The sequence below is a fragment of the Collimonas sp. OK307 genome (assembly GCF_900113705.1).
Lineage (GTDB): Bacteria > Pseudomonadota > Gammaproteobacteria > Burkholderiales > Burkholderiaceae_D > Collimonas.
In genome coordinates this window covers 200,854-219,438 of sequence record NZ_FOQI01000001.1, presented here as the reverse complement: position 1 = coordinate 219,438, position 18,585 = coordinate 200,854, and the positions used below count along the sequence as shown (strand labels likewise).

Below are 18,585 nucleotides of genomic sequence, written 5' to 3'. Positions count from 1 at the left end.
AATTGTTGATTGGGGTCTATGCGATCAGATGATACCGCCGTTGGCGCGCAGGATCTGGCCATTGATCCAGCTACCGTCGGCGCCGGCGAGGAAGGCGACAGTAGCGGCGATGTCCTGCGGCTGGCCCAGGCGCTCGAGCGGCGCCAGCTTGGACAGGCGGTCGACCAGTTCTTGTGGTTTGCCGTTGAGGAACAGATCGGTAGCGGTCGGTCCTGGCGCTACGGCATTCACCGTGATATTTTTGCCGCGCAGTTCCTTGGCAAGAACGCTGGTCATGGCTTCCACTGCGGCCTTGGTGGCGGCGTACACGCCATAAGTCGGTTGCAGCATGCCGACTACGCTTGACGAAAAATTGATGATCCGGCCACCGTTGCGCAGCCGCCTGGCAGCTTCGCGCAGCGTGTTGAAACTACCTTTGAGGTTGATGGCGATCTGGCGGTCGAAACTGGCGTCATCGGTTTCGCCGATTGGCGCATTGACCATGATGCCGGCGTTGTTGACCAGCACATCGACGCCGCCGAATGTCCGTTCTGCAGCATCAAACAAAGCGCGTACCGCTGCCGGGTCGCTGACATCGGCTTGCACTGCCAATGCCTGGCCGCCTTGTTGCACCAGTTGTCGGGCCAGCGTTTCGGCGGCGGCTGCGCTACCGGAATAGTTGATGATCACGGCAAAGCCGTCGTCGGCCAGGCGTTGTGCGACTGCTGCACCGATGCCACGTGAAGATCCGGTAACGATGGCTACTTTTTGGTTGTTCATTTGATGCTCCTTGAAGTTGGTTGAGTGTTGCTGAATGTTGCCTAAACCACCCATGTGTTCCTGGATATCAGTTTGCCGGGCAGTGAGTACATCATGCCGGTTTGTTTTTGATGGATAAACCCATCAAAATTGCCAATACTATTCAAAAATGGCTAACAATTGACGAGATTAGAAAAGGGGGCGGAGATTTCGTGCGAAAAGCGGGGGGATTTGCGATATTCGCCTGCCTATAGCGGATGAATTGAGTGAAGTATGCGAGCAGAGCTGTACTGTAAGCCTTGTCAGCCTTGCAGATAACTGCGCAGGGTGTCGCCTTGATAATCCTGCCGGAATTCTCCACGCCGTTGCAGTTCCGGCACCACCAGGTCGACGAAATCCTCGAATCCGTGCGGCAAATGCACTGGCGTGATGACAAAGCCGTCCGCGCCACGTTGCGCCACGATGCTGCCCATCCAGTCGGCGATGTCATCTGCGGTGCCGGCCACCTGAGGCACCAGCACGCCGCTGGCATACATGCGGCCGATGTCGGCCAGCGTCAAATGGCGTTCGGCCGATAATTCCCGGATCAGATTGAACAAACCCTGCATGCCGGCCACCTCCAGATCGGCTATCGGCGCATCCAGCGCGTAACCGGAAAAGTCCACATTCATGTGACTCGATAGCGTCGACAAACCGACGACAGGATCAACCAAGGCATTGTGCTGCGCCTGTTTGTCTTCGGCTTCGGCGCGCGAGTTGGCCACAAACGGCATGACGGCGGTAAGTACCTTGATGTCGCTGGCCTTGCGGCCGAATTTGGCGGCGCGGCTTTTCAGGTCTTGATAAAAACGCTGCATGCGCGCCAGATCGGGCTGGATCCCGAACACGATTTCGGACCAGCGGGCGGCAAAATCCTGGCCGCGTTGTGACGATCCGGCTTGTATGATGACCGGGCCGCGCTGTGGCGTAGCCGGAATATTCAGCGGTCCGCGCACATTGAAGTAGTTGCCGTTGTGGCTGATCGCCGATACCAGGTCGGCGTTTGCATAACGGCCGGTGCCGGCTTCCAGTAACAACGCATCCGGCGCCCAGCTACCCCACAATTGATGAACCACGTCGAGAAATTCGTCGGCGCGGTCATAGCGCGCATCGTGGCTTAACGTATGGTGCAGGCCGAAATTATCAGCTTCACCCTGGTTGACGGAAGTCACCACGTTCCATGCGGCGCGGCCGGACGACAGATGATCCAGCGTCGCAAATTCACGCGCCAGGCTGTAAGGTTGGGAATAGGTAGTCGAACGCGTCGCCCCCAATCCTATCTTGCTGGTAAGTGCTGCCAGCGCACCCAGCACAGGCAAAGGATCGAGCCGGGTCGCATCCTGGTCGCCGTGGCTGACGCCATAGCGATGATCGCCGCCGAAGCGGGTCGATACCGCAAGCCGGTCGGCGAAAAACAGTAAATCGAATTTCCCTCGTTCCAGCGTTTGCGCTATGCGGGCGTAATAATCGAGTTTCAGAAAGCCACCCGGGCTGCTGTCCGGGTGGCGCCACAGTACCTGGCTGTGGGCGGCATTGCCGGCGATCAGGAAGGCTGCCAGATGCATGATGATATTTTCCGTAACGGTTACAGCAAGACTTCCGCGTACACCTTGTCTTTGACTTGCACCTGCGTCTTGATCAGGTTCAGTTTGTAGAACACCTCGACGATTTGCTGCTGCTCGGCGATGATGGCGGCATCTATCGGCACGGTGGTGTAGTTGCGGCGCTCTGTCGCCAGTTGCAATACCTTGGGATCGACACCCAGCTGCGGCGCCAGCAACGTGGCGGTTTCCTGCGGATGCGACTGGGCCCAGGCGTTGGTCTTTTTCAGTTCGGCAAACAGCGTCCGGATAATGTTTTTGTTGCGATCGACGAATTCGGGATTGGCCAGGTGGAAGGTACGATTGTTGGATAAGCCGGTGCCATCGCGCAGGATGCGCGGGCTGGTCGAGATTTGCTGGCCGGCCAGGTAAGGATCCCACAGGGTCGCCGCATCGACATTGCCGGACTGAAAAGTCGCGCGCACATCGGCTGCGTTGGTGACGTAGACCGGAACGATGTCGTTGTAGCTCAAGCCTGCTTCCTCCAGCGCCCGTACCAGCAAATACTGCACATTCCAGCCGCGGCCGAGGGCGATCTTCTTGCCTTTCAATTCTTTCACTGAACGGATGGGGGAATCTTGCACAACAAAAATACCTATGCCTTTCGGATACGGCTGTTCGGCGGCAAGATACACCGCATTGACCCCGGCGGCATTGGCAAATGCGGAGGGCGTATCGGCAGCATGGCCAAAATCGATGGCGCCACCATTCAATGCTTCAGTCAATTGCGGGCCGGCTGCAAATTCGAACCATTTGACTTTCCATCCCAGCGGTTGCAAAGCCTGTTCCAGGTTGCCGCTGCCCTTCAAGATATTGAGCGTATTGAATTTCTGGTAACCGATGCGCAGCGTGCGCTCTTCGGCAGCGAAAGCCGGCACGGTGGCAAACACCGCTGTTGCGCCCAGGCCCTGCAACAGCAGGCGTCTTTTGTTGAATATGGTCGTCATCGCTTATCTTCCCTTTTGATTGATTTGGTTGGCGCCAGCCCGGGCTGCCCGACTTCGAATCCTAATCAATACTGGAACGGGAGAAAACGAATGGTTTCGACGTTGCTAAATCGATTTAGGTATATGGCCAGGAAGTGCAAGGGATCTTGTTGCGCGCGGATGTATATACGCAATCTAATTTACATTTGTCCGGGCCTGCGTTTGAGAAATTGCGTAGCAATTAAGAAGTAATTCGAAGGCGGCTACCGATACGGACTCGATAGCCGTCGCCAAGAGGTTTACAAACCTTCCATGCGCGCCGAATCGGGTGTGAAATTCGTCGCCGACACGCCACCGGCATTGATAACCGGCGCCTGAGTATTAGTCATCTTGTCGGTCATATAGGCGCCTGAACTCAGGTCATGATAAACCGAGGTGCTGTTGATATAGGATCCGGCATCGTAGGCATAGAAATAATTCACCATCGCGACGCGCCAGAGCTGGCCGCGCATATCGTAGTTATCCGACATCATGCCGTTCCAGCTATCCTCATCCAGATACATGACGCGTCGCCCGTATTGATGACGGAAGCCTTCTTTCAACTTGGCTTCGAGCACCCAGACCCGACGCAGTTCGTAGCGCATATATTCCGGGTTGACATGGTTCGGCTTGAGAAGATCGGTGTACTTGACGCTCGGCTCCTGGATCCGGTAGGCGTCCCAAGGCACGTACATTTCCTTTTTGCCGACAATCTTCCAATCGTAGCGTTCAGGCGAACCGTTGAACAGGCGATCGTCATCTATGGTGCGGAAACCGCCTGGTCCCTGCGGCATGTCGAAGCCATATGCAGGCAATTGACGCACTCGCCGTGTGCCCGGGTTGTACATATAACCCAGGCGCGGTGTCTTCTGGTGATTGTAGTATTCCACGCCGACGGTGATGGCGCCTTTGTCCCGTTCCGGCAACAAGGTTTTCACTTTGAAGTGGGCGTAGACGCCGTCGGTCTTGCTCTGGGCATTCGGCATCAGCGCCGGAGAGAATATTTCAAAACGTACCTTGCCCCAGGCAATCGAACCGTTCGGATAAACCACCGCCTGGTCCTGCAAGCCATTGTAGGTAAATACAATCGAGGCAAGCTGATGGTTCCACAGCAGCTCCAGGCCGTTTTTTGGAATCGGGAACGGCGGCGCCCCGTTCAGGGCATTCAAACCGGTCCCGCCGTCTTCCAGTTCGGCCTTGGCGGCATTTTCCCTGGCAATCTTGCAGACCGAATTGTCATAGCCGAAATCGCGATGGGTCGGATATACCGGCATCTGGAAAGTCTCCGGATATTTTTTGAAAAGCGCCTTTTGTCCTTCCGAAAGTTTGTCCTCGTAGTTTTGCATGTTCTTGACGGTGATCACAAACGACGGCTTTTCGCTGGCGTACGGGTCCGGATAGGCAGTACCGGTTCCTTTGTAGTTGACGCTCGGCGGTATGCCAGTCCACTTGCCGCTGAACGCGGGAATCGTGCCTTCTTTGTTCCCCGCTTTTTCACTGCCCGTGCAAGTCAGTTCATTCCCTAGCGACTGTACTTCCTGCGCGGTCCCTTTGGCATCGGCCTGCCTGGTTAATCCGCTGCAGGCTAATCCGCAAACGGCAAGTGCGACACAGAATGTTGTGCGATGGCTCAATTTGTCTCCTCCATTGGTGATTCAAATTACTACCTCAAATCCCTGTCAAACGCTGTCCCGGGCAATGCCGAACTGTCCGCTTGCCTGGAGTGCGTCTCAATTGTTGCCGTCGCCTCAGGCGTAATACTGTTTTGCATACTCCCGATATTGGTAGATCGGCCCGTCGCCGCTGCACAGCCGGGGATGGGTCAGGTGCTTCTTGTAATTGAGCACTTTGAAGTCCTGCTCGACTTCAAATGTAAAGCGCTCGATCCATGGCTTGCCGACCATTTCATTGATTTCCTTGGAACCGAGATCCTTGACGTACAAACGTATCGTTTGCAAGAAACTTTCGTTGTCGATCGGCGTGGTGGAGATAACGAAATTGGTGGCCCAGCCTTGACCCTCGAACAACTGATTGATGGTCGTGACGCCGGTAAAATTCACTTCCAGATTCTTGATGCTGAACTGCTCGGCATCGGGATCGATCTGATAGTCCACGAACAGGCCATGCGGCTTGCGATCCATATTGCGCATCACCGGCATGTTGGCAGCGCCGTGCAGTTGCACAATATGGGCGGTATCGAACAGGTTCTCGAAAATATCGCGGAACGGGCTGGTGCTGACCCATTGCCGGGTGTCGAACAGCACCCACTTATCCTGCTGCAATGCGGTGCTGACGTATGGTTCGAAATCCGGCATTTCGCCCTGCGGGTGGTACCACATCAACACCATGCCGTCGACTTCCCTGGTCAGGTGCAATGTAAGGCTAAGGCTGTTCGATTGCGGTATCCCGGCGTAGGGGACATCGACGCAATGACCCTCGGCGCCATCCCATTTCCATTTGTGAAAGGGGCAGGTAATCGCACCGTCCTTGATGCAACCGTCGTGCGAAGCCAGGTGAGCGCCGAGATGGGGGCAATAAGCATCGGCTACCTGGGCAGCACCGGATTTAGTGCGGTATACGATCAGTTGCTGGTTCAGGTAGCTGACCGGCTTCAGCGTGTCGGCACTGATTTCGTGGGCGTCGGCGACGCAGTACCAGCCTCTGGGAAAGGCAATTTCTGGCACGCGGAATTTCATTGGAATGGGTTGGATACTTGACATGATGCTGCCGCTCCTGTTTTGAGGTTGACCTACGCATTCAATAAGAGATTCAATAACGATCAGGCACCCTGCGCACGGGCGCAGGGCATACAGGTCAGGCAAATTCCTGTACGACGGGGCCGATCAGCTGGCCCGGGAAGGCTTTGGTGAACTTGCCGTCGTCGAAGGTCGGCGTGCCGTTGACCAGCGTCAGGCGAACCGGCGCCGGATCGCGCGTCCAGCGCCAGATATTGCCGCCGTTGCCATCTGGTACATCGAACACTTTCTTCATTTCACGATGTTTGATTTCGTCCAGGTGGAAGACTGTGATGTCGGCACGCTTGCCGACTTTGATTTCGCCGCGGTCGTTCAGTGAAAAATGATTTGCCAGTTTGCCGGTCTGGACATGGACGGCTTCTTCAATAGTCAATGCGCCGGTCTGCTGGACGTAATGGGTGAACAGCCGCATGTTTTCGCCACCGCCGCACAACATCTGGCCGTGCGCGCCGGCGTCGCTGATATTGCCCACCGTGTACGGATCTTTTAGCAGGCGGACTACCATTTCCTCGTCGATGTCGAAAGGCGCAAGATGCACCGTCGATTGCAAGCCGTTATGGATCAGCCATTCAGCCATTGCGTCAGAGGCATGCAAGCCTAGTCCTTCTGCATACTCCGCCACGCTCAGCTTGACCGGGCCAACGCCATTGTCGGAATTGAGCAGGTAGAGATTCTGCGGTTGCGCCATCGGCGAGTGACGCCATGCATCGTGGTCCCATGAGTGACGAGCGCGGGCGCGCCATTCAGGATCGCGCAGCAGGGCGATTTTGGCGGCCTCGGTGTCGGCCAGCACGACTTCGTGCCAGGCATAGTCGTTGGACTGGGCAAAGATCAGGGAGCGATTGACACTCAAGGTATAGGTCGGGGAAACATGGGTAAAGCCGGTCCAGAAATCCCGTCCTTCACTTTTGAAGCGCTCGTGCTGCTCGATCATCGGGCCCTGGATGTCTTTCTGGAACTGCAGGGTAGGCACGCCGAGCCATTGCACCCGCACCGTATGACCCTGGCACAGACGGCTGATGCGGTCGACCTCTGCCGGCCCGGTCTTGCGCATGAAGGTGTCGACGATGACTTGCAGCGAAGTTCCGGGGAATCGGTCCAGCACTGTGATCAGCGCCTTGAATTCGGCATCGTCGGCTAGCAGGCTAGGGACCGGACGGTCATCACCATCGTGATCGTGCAAGTTTGAGGACAAGCCCAGCGCGCCGGCGCCCAGGGCATCTTCCAGCAGCGCGCACATACGGGCGATTTCGTCGGGAGTCGCGGCCCGGTCCCAGGCTTGCAGGCCCATTACCGCCAGGCGTAAAGCGATATGGCCGACGAAACTGGCGATATTGGCCGACACCTTGACCTTTTTGCTCAGCGATTCTTTATAGGCAGACCAGGTTCTCCAGTCCCAGGCAACCGCACTGACGAAAGGTTCGCTCGGGATATCTTCGAAGAACGAAAATATCTTGACCATTTCCATGCGCACCGCCGGATCTTCGTGCACCGGCGCCACCGAAAAACCGCAGTTCCCCATGATGGTTGTGGTCACGCCATAACCAGGCATCGGATCGAGATCAGGCTGCCACCACATGGTGCCGTCGTAATGGGTGTGGGCTTCGATAAAGCCCGGCGTTACATAGCATCCTTTTGCATCGAAGATGCGCTCGCCCTGGTGCGGCAGGTTGCGCCCGATTTCCGCAATCGTGTCGCCGCGCATGCGTACATCGGCCAGGAATCCTGGTGCACCTGTGCCATCCACCACGGTTCCGCCTCGAATCAACAGATCAGCCATTCGTCTCTCTCCTTTGTGGTTTTTAAGTCTTGCGAGGCTATCTTAGGACTAGCTATTTCTTGGCGGGACTATTTCTAAAAAGGATCATAGAATGATCCTTTTTAGATCAAACTAACGTGTTCAGCACCCGCTGGCATCAATTGCTCAGGGAAGAGTCGATGGAAAAAAATTTGGCGAGACAAAAAAGCGACCGACAACTGCCCCTGCTGGTGGCATGCCTGAAGCGCTTGTTGCGCGCCCGAGGTATCGGTTATCGCGAGATGGCGCAAACGCTGGCGGTGAGCGAACCCACCCTCAAGCGCTGGTTCGCATGCAAAGGCATGACGATCGAACGACTCGAAGATCTTTGTGCCTTTGCCGATGTGAATCTGATTGAGTTAATCGAAATTACTACGCGCGATGCCGATGCCCGCTTGCGTCAGCTCAGTGTTGAGCAAGAGCAGGTACTGGCCGACGACAGGAACCTGGCATTTGTGTTCGCCATCATCTTGCGCTCAGGGTCGCCGGACGAACTCTGGCGAGAACATGGTCTGGAGCAGGCGGCCTTGGTCAGTTACCTGGCCCGGTTGGATAATTTACGCCTGATTGATCTGTTGCCGGGCAATGAAGTGCGCTTGTTGACCGCGCGCGACGTCGAATGGCGCAAGGATGGCCCGATGCGCAACCAGGTCGCCCAGTGGATCATGGCTGAACATGCCAAATCAACCCCCGTGCGGCCGGGCATCCCTTGGGGCGCCGAGATGGTCCGCCTGTCGGATGCATCGCTGATCCGGCTGGAAGAAATGATTCGGGATTTTCAGCGCAATATCCGTTTGCTTGGCGATGCCGAGCGAAATGCTTCACCGGCGCCGAAGGCGTGGTATTCGCTCATGATTGCTTCCAGTCAGATCGATCTGGGTGGCCTGCCGTCGAAGCCGAAGCGGGTTAGTGCGTGAATCCAGGTGGACGCAACAACGCGTCCATTCCCTGTATAAGTTAGGTTAGTGCCTTATAGACTTCATCAGATCATGTCAGGTAGCCTGTTAAAATCGTAAGGACAGGAGGTAGCATGGCAACCGTGGCATTTGATACCTTGAAATTTGTAAAGACGCTGGAGGCTGCGGGAATCCCCTTTTTGCAGGCCGAAGCACTTTCCGATGCGGTTCGTGATTCGCATGAGGCGGCTGATGTTGCGACCAAACATGATGTTGACGACGTAAAGCGTGACATTGATGATGTAAAGCGCGACATTGATGATGTGCGTAAAGACATGCACGCAATGGAGGCGCGTATTGACGCCAAGTTTGAAAAATTCGAATTACGCTTAACTGTCAAGTTAGGCGGCATCGTTGTATTCGCTCTTGGCGCTTTGACCGTGCTGCCAAAGTGGGTCGCTTGATCATGCCTTTCTCGTAATTCGGCCGTTGATGGTCGAAACGGTAGCGGGCCAGTGCCTGGGCACTGGCCCGCTTCATGATGCCGGATTGATGTCGTATGTATTGTCGACTAGTCGCGGATTTCCAAAGCGCGATTAAGGCTGAGCGCAGCCATCGAACAAGCCGCTCCTGACAGCAGGTAAAAGCTGACATACGCCAGGCCGAAATGCGCAGACAGGCCAAGCGCCACCAGTGGAGCAAAACCGGCGCCCACCAGCCAGGACAGATCGGAGGTGAGGGCTGCGCCGGTATAACGATACTTTGCAGGGAAGTTGGCAGTGACGGCGCCGGCAGCCTGGCCATAGGATAGTCCAAGCAAGCTGAAACCAAGCAGAATGAATACGTTTTGACCAATATCCCCGCCATTCATCAAGGTCGGCACAAAGGCGCTCAGCACCGCGATCAGCAAGGCGCAGGCGCCAAGGGTGGTGCGACGTCCGAAGCGGTCGGCAATCAAGCCGGAAGCGATCACGCCGAGCGCCATGAGTCCCGCGCCAATGACCTGGAGAATCAGGAAGTCGCTCACCGAGCGCATCGAATACAGGCTGATCCATGACAGCGGAAATACCGTGACCAGATGGAACAGTGCGTAGCTGGCCAAGGCGGCCAGGGCGCCGATGATGACATTACGGCCTTGTGAACGCGTCATTTCAAGCGCATTGGTCGGTTCCAGTTCGCGCTCGTCGAGCAGATGGGCGTATTCCGGCGTCGACACCAGGCGCAAGCGGGCGAACAGCGCCACGACGTTGATAGCAAACGCCACGTAGAACGGATAGCGCCAGCCCCAGTCGAGGAAGTCTTCCGTAGTCAAATTCGATATCAGATAGGCAAACAGGCCGCCGGCGATCATGAAGCCGACCGGTGCGCCCAACTGGCCCAGCATGGCGTACCAGCCGCGCTTGTTTTGCGGTGCATTCAGCGCCAGCAGCGAGGGCAGGCCATCCCAGGAGCCGCCCAACGCAATGCCCTGGCCAATGCGCAACAGCGCCAGCAGGACGATCGAGGCGAAGCCGAGGTGTTGGAAAGTCGGCAGGAAAGCGATGCCGGCCGTGGAAATACCCAGAATGAATAGCGCCGCAGTCAATTTGACCTCACGCCCTAGTCGTTGCTGGATCGCCATGAACAGCACGGTGCCGAAAGGCCTTGCCAGAAAGGCAAAGGAGAAAATCACAAAGGAGTACAGCGTGCCTTCCAGTTGCTGCTCGAACGGGAAGAAAACAGAGGGAAACACCAGCACCGAGGCCATGGCGTACACGAAAAAATCGAAATATTCAGACGCGCGGCCAATAACTACGCCGATAGCGATCTCGCCCGGGGCGATTTTTGAATGATCTGATTTGGCATTTTGCGCATCACTGACGGTCGAATGCGACGAGAAATTAGCGGAAACTTCGCCATTATGGCTATGGGTGCTCGTCATCATAATATTGTCTCTTATTAGGTTTCTATTAATGGCACGCCAACTGGCCGTGTCGAACCCTTCCCGATGATGAAGTGCAGCACTTGCAAATAATGGAACTTTTAAGCTTTTAAGCTTCATTACTTACGAAGCCCTACACTGGCAAGGGTAGGACAAAACGTCCAATCGCCAACGCATACCAGTCGGTGATACATTAGCACGATCTGATAGCTTTGACGGTACTTTTCCCCTATGGTTTCTCACATATTTCGGCGTGGATTGCTCCTCCTTCCCCTCGTTTTGTTGGCTGGTTGCAACACGGTGGTGATGAATCCATCAGGCGACATCGCCTCGCAGCAGGGTCGCCTCATCGTTGTCTCTACCATTTTGATGCTGCTGATTATCGTTCCGGTGATCGCTCTGACCATATGGTTTGCCTGGCGCTACCGCAAAAATAACACTGCGGCACGTTATGAACCTGACTGGGATCACTCGACCCAGCTGGAGCTGGTGATCTGGGGCGCGCCGCTGCTCATCATCATCGCACTCGGCCTCCTGACCTGGATCAGCACCCACACCCTTGATCCGTACCGGCCGATATCGCGCCTGGATGCGGATCGTCCGATTCCCGCAGACACCAAGACGCTTACGGTAGAAGTAGTGGCGCTGGACTGGAAGTGGCTGTTCATCTATCCGGAACAAGGCATCGCTACTGTCAATGAACTGGCGGCGCCGGTCGACATGCCGATCCGCTTCAAGATCACCTCGTCGGCGATCATGAATTCCTTCTTCATTCCCGCCCTGGCCGGCCAGATCTACGCCATGCCGGGCATGCAGACTTCCCTGAACGCCGTGATCAACCGGCCCGGCGAGTACGACGGTTTCTCCGCTAACTACAGCGGCGCCGGGTTCTCTGACATGAAGTTCAAATTCCACGGCATGACACCGGAGAATTTCGAGCACTGGGTGCAAACCACCAAGGCAGCAAGCCGTAAACTGGATCGGGCCGATTACCTGCAACTCGAGAAGCCAAGCGAGAAGGAGCCGGTACGTTACTACGGCGCGGTCGATCCGAGCCTGTACCACGCCATCCTCAACCGGTGCATCGAGCCTGGCCAGATGTGCATGGACAAGATGATGGCTGCGGACGGTAGCCATGACATGAAGAACATGACGAAGCACAATGACTAATCGCTTGCAACATGAGCAGGCAGCGCTCGGCTCTGCCTGCGGCGGTGCTGAATATGCTGGATGTATGATGCGAGCCGCGTTTCCCTTTTTCACCGGAAAGTAACGATGCTAGACAATATTGATCTGACCAAGCTGATCTTCGGCCGTCTCACCTGGGAAGCCATTCCCTATCATGAACCGATCCTGCTGGTGACCTTTGCCATGGTAGCCATCGGCGGTATCGCAGTGCTTGGCGCGCTGACGTATTTCCGCGTGTGGGGCACTTTATGGCGTGACTGGTTCACCAGTATCGATCACAAGAAGATCGGTATCATGTACTGCGTCCTGGGCCTCGTGATGCTGCTGCGCGGCTTCGCCGACGCCTTGATGATGCGCGCCCAGCAAGCGTTTGCCTTTGGCGATTCGGCCGGCTTCCTGCCGCCGCATCACTACGACCAGATCTTCACCGCGCACGGCGTGATCATGATTTTTTTCGTCGCCATGCCATTGGTTACCGGCCTGATGAACTACATCGTGCCGCTGCAGATCGGTGCGCGCGACGTTGCCTTCCCCTTCCTGAACAACTTCAGTTTCTGGATGACTGCCTTCGGCGGCGGCCTGGTCATGGTTTCCTTGTTCGTCGGCGAATTTGCGCGTACCGGCTGGCTGGCGTATCCGCCGCTGTCGGGCATTCTTGCCAGTCCGGATGTGGGGGTCGATTACTATATATGGGCGCTGCAGATTGCCGGGGTCGGGACGCTGCTATCCGGCGTCAACCTGATTGTGACCATCGTCAAGATGCGCGCGCCAGGCATGAACATGATGAAGATGCCGGTATTCACCTGGACCGCCTTGTGCACCAACGTGCTGATCGTGGCCGCTTTCCCGGTACTGACCGCAGTGCTCGGCATGTTGTCCGTGGACCGTATCTTCGGCACTAATTTCTTTACCAATGACATGGGCGGCAACGCCATGATGTACGTCAACCTGATCTGGATCTGGGGTCACCCGGAGGTGTACATCCTGATCCTGCCGGCGTTCGGTATTTTCTCGGAAATCGTTGCGACGTTCAGCAGCAAGCGCCTGTTCGGTTATACCTCGATGGTCTACGCCACCGTGGTGATCACCATCCTGTCCTACCTGGTGTGGCTGCATCACTTCTTCACCATGGGCTCGGGCGCCAGCGTCAACTCCTTCTTCGGCATCACGACGATGATCATTTCGATCCCGACCGGCGCCAAGATATTCAACTGGCTGTTCACCATGTATCGCGGCCGCATCCGCTTCGAAGTACCAATGCTGTGGACTATCGGTTTCATGATCACTTTCGTCATCGGCGGCATGACCGGCGTGCTGTTGGCGGTGCCGCCAGCCGACTTCGTCTTGCATAACAGCTTGTTCCTGATCGCCCACTTCCATAACGTGATCATCGGCGGCGTCCTGTTCGGCATGTTTGCGGGTATCAATTTCTGGTTCCCGAAAGCGTTCGGCTACAAGCTGGATGATTTCTGGGGCAAGTGCAGCTTCTGGTTCTGGACTATCGGTTTCTACGTCGCCTTCATGCCGTTGTACGTGCTTGGCTTGATGGGCGTAACACGCCGCCTGGGCCACTTCGAAGATCCGTCACTGCAGATCTGGTTCCAGATCGCAGCTGTCGGCGCGGTATTGATCGCCCTCGGCATCGGCTCGTTCCTGGTGCAACTGGTCGTCAGCTATCGTAATCGTGAAGCGCTGCGCGACCACACCGGCGATCCATGGGGTGCGCGCACCCTGGAATGGTCGACTTCGTCACCGCCGCCAGACTACAACTTCGCTTTCACACCGAAGGTGTATGACAATGACGCCTGGCACGACATGAAGAGCCAGGGCTACGCCCGGCCGCAAGATGGCTTTACTGCCATCCACATGCCGAAGAACACCGGCGCCGGCATCATCATCGCCGGGCTCGCAGCAGCCTGCGGCTTCGCCCTGATCTGGCAAATGTGGCTGGTGGCAGGCCTCGGCTTTGCGGCATTGGTAGCGGCGGTCATCACCCACACCTTCAACTACAACCGCGATTACTACATCTCGGCGGACGAAGTCGTCCGCACCGAGGGTGAACGCACACGTTTGCTGGGTAGCCATGTCTGAGATTACACAAACTTCCGCCGGCGCCATGGGCGCCAACGCTAACTCCCGCTCCTTGAGCGAACGTTTCTTCGTACGTGAGCATCATCCGGAAAACGGCACCTTGCTCGGCTTCTGGCTCTACCTGATGAGCGATTGCCTGATCTTCGCCTGTCTGTTTGCGACCTACGCCGTCATCGGCCGTAACTATGCAGGCGGCCCGACCGGCGCTGAACTGTTTGACCTGCCTCTGGTGGCGGTCAACACGGCGTTCCTGTTGCTGTCGTCGATCACCTATGGTTTCGCCATGCTGGAGATGCAGCGCAAACGCCAGGGTGCTACCTTGGCCTGGCTGGCGGTTACCGGCATCCTCGGCGCCTGTTTTATCGCCCTCGAACTGTATGAGTTTGCCCACCTGATCCATGAAGGCGCAGGACCGCAACGCAGCGGCTTCCTGACGTCGTTCTTCGCGCTGGTGGCAACGCACGGTTTGCACGTCACTTTCGGCATCGTCTGGTTGATCACGCTGATGTTCCAGGTCAAGCGCCATGGACTTACCCCTGAGAACGGCCGGCGCCTGATGTGCCTGTCCATGTTCTGGCACTTTCTGGACGTGGTCTGGATCGGCGTCTTCACCTTTGTCTATCTGATGGGAGTTTTGCCATGAGCGGCGGACATCAAGAACATCCGGCCCGCATAGTCGGCCATGGCCACGACGACCACCACGGTCATACGCATGCCGATCACGGCAGCCTGAAAAGCTACACTACCGGTTTCATACTGGCATTGATCCTGACAGCCATTCCGTTCTGGCTGGTGATGGGCAAAGTCATCGACAAGTCCAGCACCATGGGATTGGTTCTGCTTGGCTTCGCTGCGGTCCAGATCGTTGTGCATATGGTGTATTTCCTGCACATGAACACCAAGTCCGAAGGCGGCTGGTCGATGCTGGCGCTGATCTTCACGATCATGCTGCTGTTCATCATGCTGAGCGGTTCGTTGTGGGTGATGTATCACCTGAACCACAACATGATGCCGGGCATGATGCCTGATTCGACGGAAGTGGTTCCGGAGTCGATGCAGAACATGTCCAACATGCCGAAGACGCACAGCATGGAAGATATGCACAACATGCCAAATATGAAAATGCAATGAAACAGCCGCAGCACGGCACTGTGACGGACGGCAAGGGCGCCGCAACTGTTGAGCCCCAGTCCCGCTCCCGCTCCAGAACCGTGCTGCTGTTGCTTGCCATCTGCGGCGGGCTGGCGTTTGCCGGTTTTGTCGCGTTAGGTACCTGGCAGCTTAAGCGCCTGCAATGGAAGCTCGATCTCATCGAGCGGGTTGACCAAAGAGTACATGCGCCAGCCGTTGCCGCTCCCGGGCCCGAACGCTGGCAGCAAATCAATGCCGACGCCGACGAATATCGGCGTGTCCGGCTCACCGGTACTTTCCTTTATGCGCTCACAGCGCGAGTCCAGGCCGTTACCGAACTTGGCAGCGGCTTCTGGCTGCTGACGCCGCTCCGCAGCGCCGACGGCAGTGTGGTGCTGGTCAATCGCGGTTTCATTCCCGCCAGGGAAAACGATTCCCATGACGCTACGGGCAACAACGTCGCGGTAGTTACCGGTCTGCTGCGCATGAGCGAACCGGGCGGTGGCTTCCTGCGCCACAATGATCCTGCCGCTGACCGCTGGTTTTCGCGCGATGTGCAAGCCATCGCAGCGACGCGCGGCCTGAAGCCGGTAGAGACTGCACCCTATTTCGTTGATGCAGATGCAACCGGCGCAACTAAAGCCGCCGCCGGCTCTAAGGAGAAAGCGTATCCAGTCGGCGGTTTAACGGTAATTGCCTTTCACAATAATCATCTGGTTTATGCTCTCACTTGGTATGCTCTTGCCTTGATGGTGGCGGGCGCCTGTTTTTGGATTGGTCGCGAAGAGCGGCGTTCGCGGCGCAGCGCCGCCAATGCCGATGGTATCGACAGTGAAAGTGAAGATGGCAAGTAAAATTGATATTCTTGCAAATACAGAAGATCTGAAACATCGCTGGACAGTGGCGGCCGGCGTTGAAAATAGCGCCGGTCACAAGAATATGCTGCAGCTGATCCAGTTGCGCTGGATCGCCGTGGTCGGACAGGTCACGACCATTGCCATCGTCATCCTCGGTTTCGGCATTCAGCTGCCGCTGCCGGATATGCTGAAGGTGCTGGCCTGCCTGGTAGCGTTCAATATCGCCAGTCATCTGCGCTGGCATGAACGGCGGGTGGCTAGCAACGGCGAATTGTTCCTGGCGCTGCTGGTCGACGTCGGCATCCTGACCGCACAGCTGTCCTTGAGCGGAGGAACCAGTAATCCTTTCGCCTTCCTCTATCTGCTGCAAGTGATTCTCAGCGCCGTATTGCTGGAAACCTGGTCGACCTGGATCATCGTAGCCATCACCAGCGCATGCCTGGCCGGTTTGTCGCTGTTTTCCGACCCTTTGGCGCTGCCGCCCGAACACGGCAATGCCTTGTCCAGCCTGTACGTCGAGGGCTTGCTGATTTGTTTTGTGCTGAATGCGTCTTTGCTGGTGTTCTTTATTACCCGCATCGGCCGCAACCTGCGGGCCGGGGATGCCCAACTGGCCGATTTGCGTCAGCGTGCGGCGGAGGAAGACCACATCGTGCGCATGGGGCTGCTGGCTTCGGGAGCTGCACACGAACTTGGTACCCCGCTGGCTACCTTGTCGGTAATCCTGGGCGACTGGCGGCGCATGCCGGAATTCAGCAAGAATAGCGAACTGCTGGAAGAGATCGGTGAAATGCAGGCCCAGTTGCAGCGCTGCAAGAGTATCGTCAGCGGCATCCTGCTGTCGGCCGGCGAGGCGCGTGGCGAATCGTCCGTGAAGACCACCATCAGCACTTTTTTGAACGACCTGGCGAAAGAGTGGTGCGCCACCCGGCCGATTGTTTCGTTCGCCTATGAAAACCGGATAGAGCAAGATATGCCGGTGGCGTTTGATTCCGCCCTCAAGCAGATGATCTGCAACGTACTCGACAATGCGCTAGAAGCATCGCCGCAATGGGTAAGCCTGGAAGCGACCCGGGAAGCCGATGCGCTGACCCTGGTGGTGACCGACACCGGCCCCGGTTTTGCGCCCGCGATGCTGGCCCAGATAGGCAAACCCTATCAGTCGAGCAAAGGGCGTCCCGGCAGTGGCCTGGGCCTGTTTTTCGTCGTCAATGTCGCCCGCAAACTGGGCGGCACCGTGACAGCCCGCAATCGGGAACAGGGCGGGGCGCTGGTCCAGCTTACCCTGCCTCTGGCAGCGATAAGCCTTGAAGAGGAAACACCGCATGGCGACTGATCGTCTACTGTTGATCATTGAAGATGACGCTACCTTCGCCCGCACGCTTGGCCGCTCATTCGAACGCCGCGACTACACGGTGTTGCTGGCGACGAATCTGGGCGAGGCCGCCGCACTGCTGCGCCAGCATTCGCCGGGCTATGCGGTAGTCGATCTCAAGTTGAACGACAGTACCTCGGGGCTAGCGTGCGTCCAGATGCTGCATAAGCATGACCCCGCCATGTTGATCGTGGTGCTGACCGGCTTCGCTAGCATCAACACGGCAGTAGAAGCCATCAAGCTAGGCGCTTGCCAATATCTGGCCAAGCCGTCCAATACCGACGATATCGAGGCTGCTTTCGGCCATATAGCCGGGGTTGGCGAGATTGAGTTGAGCAATCGTTCGACCTCGATCAAGACCCTCGAATGGGAGCGCATTCACGAGGTGCTGGTGGAAACCGGTTTCAATATTTCCGAAACCGCGCGGCGCCTGGGAATGCACCGGCGTACGCTGGCGCGCAAGCTGGAGAAACAACGTATCAAATAGCTGCAATAGATAAACTGATTTGCGGCAATGACAATGGCGATTGCGACATACCGGCCACTGCCGTGTTGATGCCATTTAAGGTGAAATTTCCGATGTTATTTGCAGTTAGTTACTTGTAAGTAATAGAACTTGATCAACACTATAAGCTGCTTCCTCGGACTTGAAAGAGACGAGGCGGCAATAGCGGCTGTTCATTCAGCCTTTTTTCTATGTGCTTATGGAGTTCCATCATGTCAGCTATCCTGTCCCAGCATCCGGTCGCCAAAAAAAACAAAGCGGAAGTTGCCCCGCTGCCGTTTATCATTTTGCGACCCGGCCTGCCAAAAACCTTCCACCATTCGATCGATGTTTACCTGAAAGACTCGAATGCTACCGGCAATATCTATTTTGCCCGGCATTTCGAATGGCAAGGGATCTGCCGCGAACGTTGGTTTTTCGAGTGTATTTCTGCAGACATGTTGCAGTCGCTTGGGGTTTTCATTACCAAGGAGGCGCAACAGGAGTATGTGTGCGAGACATTCGCATTCCAAAAGATCGCGTGCGAGGTCAATACTTTCGCTATCAAGCAATGTTCGTTTTCACTGTTGTTCCGATTTCTTGTAGATGGCAAGCTGGTTGCGAAGGGCCATCAGCAAATAGTTTTCGCCAACAAGGAAAAGAGAATCACGCGCTTGCCTGATCACATTCTTGAAAAAATCCGGGAATATGAAGTTCAATGAAGGGCGCGAAAGAAAGAGGTAAC

General features: G+C 56.4%; 17 protein-coding genes. 10 read left to right on the top strand and 7 right to left on the bottom strand.

Annotation, left to right across the window (positions count from 1 at the left end; all coding sequences use genetic code 11):
• Positions 1 to 24: 24 nt before the first annotated feature.
• The 6 genes from BM205_RS01035 to BM205_RS01010 form a co-directional block, all read right to left on the bottom strand.
• Complete coding sequence (locus BM205_RS01035) at positions 25 to 759, bottom strand: SDR family oxidoreductase (protein WP_092412614.1); 735 nt, start codon at positions 757 to 759, stop codon at positions 25 to 27.
• Positions 760 to 1,040: 281 nt separating this feature from the next.
• Complete coding sequence (locus BM205_RS01030) at positions 1,041 to 2,342, bottom strand: LLM class flavin-dependent oxidoreductase (protein WP_092411823.1); 1,302 nt, start codon at positions 2,340 to 2,342, stop codon at positions 1,041 to 1,043.
• 20 nt (positions 2,343 to 2,362) lie between these two features.
• A complete protein-coding gene (locus BM205_RS01025; RefSeq protein WP_092411822.1) occupies positions 2,363 to 3,325 on the bottom strand; it encodes a sulfonate ABC transporter substrate-binding protein in 963 nt (320 codons plus the stop codon).
• A gap of 278 nt (positions 3,326 to 3,603) precedes the next feature.
• A complete protein-coding gene (locus BM205_RS01020; RefSeq protein ID WP_092411821.1) occupies positions 3,604 to 4,977 on the bottom strand; it encodes a DUF1329 domain-containing protein in 1,374 nt (457 codons plus the stop codon).
• 114 nt (positions 4,978 to 5,091) lie between these two features.
• Positions 5,092 to 6,063: a Rieske 2Fe-2S domain-containing protein gene (locus BM205_RS01015; protein ID WP_092411820.1), complete on the bottom strand. Its 972-nt coding sequence runs from the start codon at positions 6,061 to 6,063 to the stop codon at positions 5,092 to 5,094.
• A gap of 94 nt (positions 6,064 to 6,157) precedes the next feature.
• Positions 6,158 to 7,879, bottom strand: a complete 1,722-nt coding sequence (locus tag BM205_RS01010) for an N-acyl-D-amino-acid deacylase family protein (RefSeq protein WP_092411819.1) — start codon at positions 7,877 to 7,879, stop codon at positions 6,158 to 6,160.
• 170 nt (positions 7,880 to 8,049) lie between these two features.
• Between BM205_RS01010 and BM205_RS01005 the strand changes: the two genes are divergently transcribed.
• Positions 8,050 to 8,814 (top strand): helix-turn-helix domain-containing protein, encoded by a 765-nt coding sequence (locus BM205_RS01005; RefSeq protein ID WP_175511111.1) that lies wholly within the window; start codon positions 8,050 to 8,052, stop codon positions 8,812 to 8,814.
• A 113-nt stretch (positions 8,815 to 8,927) separates the two neighbouring features.
• Entirely contained in the window at positions 8,928 to 9,257 is a 330-nt protein-coding gene (locus tag BM205_RS01000; RefSeq protein WP_092411817.1) for a CCDC90 family protein, read from the top strand.
• Between the two features lie 107 nt (positions 9,258 to 9,364).
• Here the strand turns inward: BM205_RS01000 and BM205_RS00995 are convergent, their stop codons facing one another.
• Positions 9,365 to 10,714, bottom strand: coding sequence for an MFS transporter (locus tag BM205_RS00995; RefSeq protein ID WP_092412612.1), 1,350 nt, complete (start codon positions 10,712 to 10,714; stop codon positions 9,365 to 9,367).
• Positions 10,715 to 10,945: 231 nt separating this feature from the next.
• On the opposite strand from BM205_RS00995, the gene cyoA reads away from it, so the two are divergent.
• The 8 genes from cyoA to BM205_RS00955 all read left to right on the top strand — a co-directional run bounded on the left by cyoA (position 10,946) and on the right by BM205_RS00955 (position 18,562).
• Positions 10,946 to 11,884 carry a ubiquinol oxidase subunit II gene (gene cyoA, locus BM205_RS00990; protein WP_092411816.1) on the top strand — a complete coding sequence of 313 codons (939 nt, stop codon included), beginning with the start codon at positions 10,946 to 10,948 and terminating at the stop codon, positions 11,882 to 11,884.
• Between the two features lie 105 nt (positions 11,885 to 11,989).
• Positions 11,990 to 13,993, top strand: coding sequence for a cytochrome o ubiquinol oxidase subunit I (gene cyoB, locus BM205_RS00985; protein WP_092411815.1), 2,004 nt, complete (start codon positions 11,990 to 11,992; stop codon positions 13,991 to 13,993).
• 25 nt (positions 13,994 to 14,018) lie between these two features.
• Positions 14,019 to 14,636, top strand: coding sequence for a cytochrome o ubiquinol oxidase subunit III (gene cyoC / locus BM205_RS00980; protein ID WP_254783719.1), 618 nt, complete (start codon positions 14,019 to 14,021; stop codon positions 14,634 to 14,636).
• Complete coding sequence (cyoD, locus tag BM205_RS00975) at positions 14,633 to 15,124, top strand: cytochrome o ubiquinol oxidase subunit IV (RefSeq protein WP_092411813.1); 492 nt, start codon at positions 14,633 to 14,635, stop codon at positions 15,122 to 15,124. The genes cyoC and cyoD overlap by 4 nt, the downstream gene beginning before the upstream one ends.
• Positions 15,121 to 15,978: an SURF1 family protein gene (locus BM205_RS00970; protein WP_092411812.1), complete on the top strand. Its 858-nt coding sequence runs from the start codon at positions 15,121 to 15,123 to the stop codon at positions 15,976 to 15,978. Before cyoD ends, BM205_RS00970 begins: the two co-directional genes overlap by 4 nt.
• Positions 15,968 to 17,317: an ATP-binding protein gene (locus tag BM205_RS00965; RefSeq protein ID WP_092411811.1), complete on the top strand. Its 1,350-nt coding sequence runs from the start codon at positions 15,968 to 15,970 to the stop codon at positions 17,315 to 17,317. The genes BM205_RS00970 and BM205_RS00965 overlap by 11 nt, the downstream gene beginning before the upstream one ends.
• Positions 17,307 to 17,843 (top strand): response regulator transcription factor, encoded by a 537-nt coding sequence (locus tag BM205_RS00960; protein WP_092411810.1) that lies wholly within the window; start codon positions 17,307 to 17,309, stop codon positions 17,841 to 17,843. The genes BM205_RS00965 and BM205_RS00960 overlap by 11 nt, the downstream gene beginning before the upstream one ends.
• Positions 17,844 to 18,073: 230 nt before the next feature.
• Positions 18,074 to 18,562 carry an acyl-CoA thioesterase gene (locus tag BM205_RS00955; RefSeq protein WP_139227191.1) on the top strand — a complete coding sequence of 163 codons (489 nt, stop codon included), beginning with the start codon at positions 18,074 to 18,076 and terminating at the stop codon, positions 18,560 to 18,562.
• Positions 18,563 to 18,585: the final 23 nt, after the last annotated feature.

Excerpts from the sequence above, each read along its gene's own strand:
- BM205_RS01035 (WP_092412614.1), bottom strand. The coding sequence starts at position 759 with ATGAACAACCAAAAAGTAGCCATCGTTACCGGATCTTCACGTGGCATC.
- BM205_RS01030 (WP_092411823.1), bottom strand. The coding sequence starts at position 2,342 with ATGCATCTGGCAGCCTTCCTGATCGCCGGCAATGCCGCCCACAGCCAG.
- BM205_RS01025 (WP_092411822.1), bottom strand. The coding sequence starts at position 3,325 with ATGACGACCATATTCAACAAAAGACGCCTGCTGTTGCAGGGCCTGGGC.
- BM205_RS01015 (WP_092411820.1), bottom strand. The coding sequence starts at position 6,063 with ATGTCAAGTATCCAACCCATTCCAATGAAATTCCGCGTGCCAGAAATT.
- BM205_RS01010 (WP_092411819.1), bottom strand. The coding sequence starts at position 7,879 with ATGGCTGATCTGTTGATTCGAGGCGGAACCGTGGTGGATGGCACAGGT.
- BM205_RS01000 (WP_092411817.1), top strand. The coding sequence starts at position 8,928 with ATGGCAACCGTGGCATTTGATACCTTGAAATTTGTAAAGACGCTGGAG.
- BM205_RS00995 (WP_092412612.1), bottom strand. The coding sequence starts at position 10,714 with ATGACGAGCACCCATAGCCATAATGGCGAAGTTTCCGCTAATTTCTCG.
- cyoA (WP_092411816.1), top strand. The coding sequence starts at position 10,946 with ATGGTTTCTCACATATTTCGGCGTGGATTGCTCCTCCTTCCCCTCGTT.
- cyoB (WP_092411815.1), top strand. The coding sequence starts at position 11,990 with ATGCTAGACAATATTGATCTGACCAAGCTGATCTTCGGCCGTCTCACC.
- cyoC (WP_254783719.1), top strand. The coding sequence starts at position 14,019 with ATGGGCGCCAACGCTAACTCCCGCTCCTTGAGCGAACGTTTCTTCGTA.
- cyoD (WP_092411813.1), top strand. The coding sequence starts at position 14,633 with ATGAGCGGCGGACATCAAGAACATCCGGCCCGCATAGTCGGCCATGGC.
- BM205_RS00970 (WP_092411812.1), top strand. The coding sequence starts at position 15,121 with ATGAAACAGCCGCAGCACGGCACTGTGACGGACGGCAAGGGCGCCGCA.
- BM205_RS00965 (WP_092411811.1), top strand. The coding sequence starts at position 15,968 with ATGGCAAGTAAAATTGATATTCTTGCAAATACAGAAGATCTGAAACAT.
- BM205_RS00960 (WP_092411810.1), top strand. The coding sequence starts at position 17,307 with ATGGCGACTGATCGTCTACTGTTGATCATTGAAGATGACGCTACCTTC.
- BM205_RS00955 (WP_139227191.1), top strand. The coding sequence starts at position 18,074 with ATGTCAGCTATCCTGTCCCAGCATCCGGTCGCCAAAAAAAACAAAGCG.